4 protein-coding genes and 1 pseudogene are annotated in these 4,515 nt (G+C 72.2%); 1 reads left to right on the forward strand and 4 read right to left on the reverse strand.

Annotation, left to right across the window (positions count from 1 at the left end; all coding sequences use genetic code 11):
- Positions 1-166: 166 nt before the first annotated feature.
- Both C5H89_RS01095 and C5H89_RS01100 read right to left on the reverse strand, forming a co-directional pair.
- The gene (locus C5H89_RS01095; RefSeq protein ID WP_104105272.1) at positions 167-1,366 is read right to left on the reverse strand and encodes a benzoate/H(+) symporter BenE family transporter; all 1,200 of its coding nucleotides are present in this window, start codon (positions 1,364-1,366) and stop codon (positions 167-169) included.
- 153 nt (positions 1,367-1,519) lie between these two features.
- Positions 1,520-2,530, reverse strand: a complete 1,011-nt coding sequence (locus C5H89_RS01100; RefSeq protein WP_104105273.1) for an SGNH/GDSL hydrolase family protein — start codon at positions 2,528-2,530, stop codon at positions 1,520-1,522.
- A 388-nt stretch (positions 2,531-2,918) separates the two neighbouring features.
- Here C5H89_RS01100 and C5H89_RS01105 point away from each other — a divergent pair, with 388 nt between their 5' ends.
- Positions 2,919-3,284 carry a YciI family protein gene (locus tag C5H89_RS01105; RefSeq protein WP_104105276.1) on the forward strand — a complete coding sequence of 122 codons (366 nt, stop codon included), beginning with the start codon at positions 2,919-2,921 and terminating at the stop codon, positions 3,282-3,284.
- A gap of 19 nt (positions 3,285-3,303) precedes the next feature.
- Here C5H89_RS01105 and C5H89_RS01110 read toward each other — a convergent pair whose 3' ends face one another.
- Complete coding sequence (locus tag C5H89_RS01110; protein ID WP_104105274.1) at positions 3,304-3,717, reverse strand: VOC family protein; 414 nt, start codon at positions 3,715-3,717, stop codon at positions 3,304-3,306.
- Between the two features lie 152 nt (positions 3,718-3,869).
- Positions 3,870-4,515, reverse strand: a pseudogene (locus C5H89_RS01115) (hypothetical protein); the annotation flags it as partial.

The following is a 4,515-nucleotide window of genomic DNA, read 5'->3' on the forward strand; positions in this document are numbered from 1 at the left end:
GCAGGAACATGGTGTGCACGCTTCACAAGGACCCCCGTGGTGCTTCGGTGTCGCGCCGTCGTCCCCAGTCGGGCGGCGCATTCACATCCGACCACACCTGAACGGGTTCGTGCGGGGTGGTCCAGGGCGGAGTCAGACAGCTGGTTCGTGACCCTCGTCGGCGTCGTCAGGGGCCGAGCCGCAGCACGAGCCGTACGACGAGGCCCGCGACGAGCGCCCAGAACGCCGCCCCCACGCCCGCGACGGCGATCCCCGAGGCGGCGGTGGCGAAGGTGACGACGGCCGGGACGTGCTCGCTCGGCTCCGCGAGCGCGGCCCGCAGCGAGGCGGCGAGAGTCCCGAGGAGAGCGAGTCCGGCGACGGCGGCCAGCACTCCGGCGGGTGCCAGCGAGACCAGCGTGCCGAAAGCGGACGACGCGACGCCGAGACCGATGACCACTACCCCGCAGGTCACGCTGGCGATCCACCGGCGGGAGCGGTCGGGGCCGGCCTCTGGGCCAGCGGCGAGCGCAGCGCTGATCGCGGCCAGGTTGATCGCGTGCCCGCCCGCCGGCGCCCCGGCCAGGGTGCCCACGCCGGTGACCAGCATCGCCCGGCGCCAGGGCACGGCGTACCCGAGCCCTCTCATCACGGCGACGCCGGGGACGTTCTGCGAGGCCATCGTCACCAGGTAGAGCGGGAGCGCGATCCCGACCAGTCCCGCGACGGTGAACGCCGGTGTCGTGAGCTCGAGCCGCGGCACCAGGGACGCCGCGTCGACGGCGCGCTCGGAGACGGCCAGGTCGACCGTGATCACCGCCGTGGCGGCGAGGAAAGCCAGCGGTGCCGCGAACCTCGGAGCGAACCGGACCCCGAGCAGCCAGGCGACCACGATGGGCGCGATCGCGGCGGGGTTGTCGGCGAGCCCGACGACCGGACCGAGGCAGAGCTGGAAGAGGATGCCGGCGAGCATTGCCTGGGCGATCGAGGTCGGGATCCTGGCGATGAGCCGTCCGAGCTGGGGGAGCAGCCCCGTGAGCACGATCAGGAGGCCCGTGACCAGGAAGGCGCCGACCGCGGCGGGCCAGCCGCCCGCGACCGTGCCGGTGGTGACCAGCAGCGCCGCGCCGGGCGTCGACCAGGCCGAGGTGATCGGCAGCCTGGTCGTGAGGGCGAGCAAGATCGAGGCGAGGCCCATCGTGACGCTGACCGCGAGCAGTCCGCTGGACGCCTGCGCGGTGGTCGCGCCCACGGCCTCGAGTCCGGCGAGGACGACCACGAAGGCGCTGGTGAAGCCGACCAGGCCCGAGACGATCCCGGCGGAGACAGGCTGCAGCAGCGTGCCGCGCTGTGGGACGGCGGGTCGGTCGTCGGTCGCGTCGCGCATGTCGTCCCTCCGGCTCGCTCGCCGAGGGACACCCAGGCGGTCGATGTCTCTCCCGTGCTCCACGCCGGTCAGTCCGGCGACGCCAGTCGCGACGTCAGGCTATCCGCGCGAGGCGGTGCCCGCGAAGCTCGGGCACCGCCTCGGAAGCCGCCGTCAGCGCTGGGCCAGGAACGCGTCCAGGTCGACTCCTGCCTTGCGGGCCGCCTTCCGCATCGCCGGTGTGGTCAGGTCGGGCAGGACGAACTCCTGGGGCTCGATGCTGCGGTCGGCCTCGGCGTATTGCCGCTGGGTCTGGGCCAGCGACTCGGCCTGGTTGGCGGCGGTGGCGAGCAGGGCGGCGTCGGCGGTCACCGCGGCTCCGGTGAGCAGGCCGCTGACCGCAGGCGTGTAGCCGCCGGAGTGGCCGGCGACGTTGGGGTGGAAGCTCTCGCCCACCGGGACGGAGAGGTTGGTGAGCCAGGCCGGACTGTCGCAGACGGCGTGTCCGATGAACCGGCTGGTCGGGTTGGCGAACGAGAACCCACGCGCCGCTGCAGCGGCGGCCAGCCGGGCGTTGAGCTGGTCGGCGGTCTGGTTGAGCCGGGTCTGCTCGGCCGGTGAGAACCAGGTGAGGGCGCTGCAGTCCTCGCCCATGAAGATCCGCGGGTAGCCCACGACCACCACCTTGGCGTTCGGTGCCTTGCTCCGGATGCTGGCGTAGAGGGTGCCCAGCGCTCCGGGCAGCGTGTTGGAGATGTAGGCCTGGGCGGTGTTGATCTTGCCGTCGCAGTTGCTCGCCCAGGCCGGGAGCGCGCACTCGGTGATCACGTCGGCGAAGCCTGCGTCGTTGCCGCCGACCGAGATGGAGACGTAGTTGGTGGCGGCGGTCAGGGCGCTGAGCTGGGTGTTGGTGACGTCGGGGATCTTCGCCCCCCCGCAGGCCCGGAAGTTCAGCGAGTAGCCGCGGGCGGTGGCGATCAGCGACGGGAACGCCGCCGTCGAGCGCTTGCACGAGGTGCCGTCGTCGATGTAGCTGCGGGTGCCGGTGCCCGAGGAGTAGGAGTCCCCCAGGGCGACGTACGACGGGGGTGCGGCCTGCGCGGGTGGCGTGGCGGTGAGCAGGCCGGCCGTCAGCACGGTGGCGGCGATGCCGGCGAGGTGGGCGAGTGCGCGTTTCAGGGCCATGCGATGCCTCCGATAAGTGGACCCCGTACTGTGACGCGGGTCACATTAGGACGTCGAGAGGTGTCGCAGCAAGGATCTTGGGGGCGCGCCGGGCACAGGATCCTGCGAGTCCGTCTCGAGCACTCAGCGCAACTCCCCCTGCCTTTCCGGGGGTGGACGACCTGACGACCCATCACACCCTCACTTGGCGGAGATGGTGCTGGTCGACATCCCCTTCAGCGACCAGTTCCCGCTCCCCCACTCGGATCCCGGCCGAGAACTGATCTGGCGCAGAACTGACCCGGGAGACGAGGCGGGAAAGAACTTCGAGCATCGATGTCGAAGGGCCGCTCGGTCGTTCGACGTGTGTGCGAGGAGCATTTTCCAGCAACCAGTAGGAGTGATCGAGATGCCGCGTTTCTTGGGGTTCGTGAGGATGGAGGAGGGCGTCGGCACGCCCCCGCAGTCGCTGTTCGCCGCGATGGAGGACTACATCGGTGAGCGCGCCGCGAAGGGGGTGTTCCTCGACGGTGGCGGGCTCTACGGCACCGAGGACGCCGTCAACTTCGTGGTCCGTCAGGGCGGGGTCAGCCGGGTCGACGGGCCTTACGCCGAGGCCAAGGAGGTCGTGGGCGGGTGGTCGCTCCTGCGGTACGACACGCTCGAGGAGGCCGTCGCCGACCAGCAGGCGTTCGCCGACCTGCACGCCAAGCACTGGCCGGAGGTGACCGTGGTCGCGACGCTGCGCCAGGTCTCGGAGGCGCCGGGTGACTGAGCAGGGGAGATGAACCCACTCAGCCAGCCAACCCCTGGTCCGCCAGCCACTCCGGATCCGGCGCCACCGCCTGCACCAGCTCGACGACCAGTCCGGCGGGCCCGGCGACCTGCATCCGCCGCTGACCCCACGGCTCGGTGACGAGGGGCTTGAGCACCTTGGCGCCAGCCGCCACCAGCCGCTCGTGCTGCGCGTCGACGTCCGGCACCTCCAGGGCGAGCATCGCCCCGGAGGTGCGGGGGGCGGGCTCGACCCAGGTCGCGTGGTCCTGCCGCACGAAGTCGACGCTGAACTGCGGGTGGTCGGGGTGCTGGGTACTGGCGTACCAGCCGAGGTCCACGACGACCTTGAAGCCGAGGTGCTCGTCCAACCAGCCGGCGGCACCTGAGGGATCGGTGGCCGCGAACGCCGTGCCGACACGGGTGACCTGCATGGTGTGCTCCCTTCGGTGAGGAGCCGGCGAGTTTGGCATGTGCTCCGAGTCAGCGCCAGCGCAATTTCCCTTGACCCTGCAGGCATACGCCCCGGGCGTGCGAGGTCCGGCCATCGCCTGACCGGCGCCTGCGTCGGCCTCGAGGGGTGGGCTCAGCCCCGCTTGCAGCGCCGGGTGACCTCGGCGTCGCAGTGGTCCCGCCCGCCGCCACCCCCGTCGGCGCGGTCGCGGCCAGGGCCGCCGACGAGCCGGGCGGCGTACGCGTGGTGGGGCCCTCGCAGCACGTCCGGCCCCGGCCCCCCGAGGGCGAGCAGCCGTTGCGGCGGGTGCCACGACCCCGGGCGCTCGAGGTGGATGCGGTCCGCCCCGGGACCTCCTCGCGCCACCCCGTCCTCTGCCGTGAGGGTGATGCGGTCGGCGCCGGGACCCCCGGCGGCCCGCACCGTGCTCCCGCTGATCACGGCTTCGTCAGCGCCACCGCCTCCCCGGAACCTCACCTGAGGTGCGGACAGCACCTCGGCGAAGTCGTCCCCGCGGGAACCGACGATCAGCAGGCGCCGGCGCACGCCGCGGCTGAACACCTGAACCCCCTCGAACCCCGGAAGGGCAAGGGAGTCGCCGTCGCACGTCATCCGTCTCGTGAGGCGGATGGTCAGCGACGTGCACCGGTTGCGGACGCTGACGGTGTCGTCGCCCGGCCCGCCGTCGACCGAGCGCGCAGGCAGCGTGTCGATGCGGCTCGCGAACGAGAACGACCGCCCCAGACGGTCGTCGCCGCCGCCCATCCGCACGTCGCCG

The organism is Nocardioides sp. 616, from assembly GCF_002930065.1.
Taxonomy (GTDB): domain Bacteria; phylum Actinomycetota; class Actinomycetes; order Propionibacteriales; family Nocardioidaceae; genus Nocardioides; species Nocardioides houyundeii.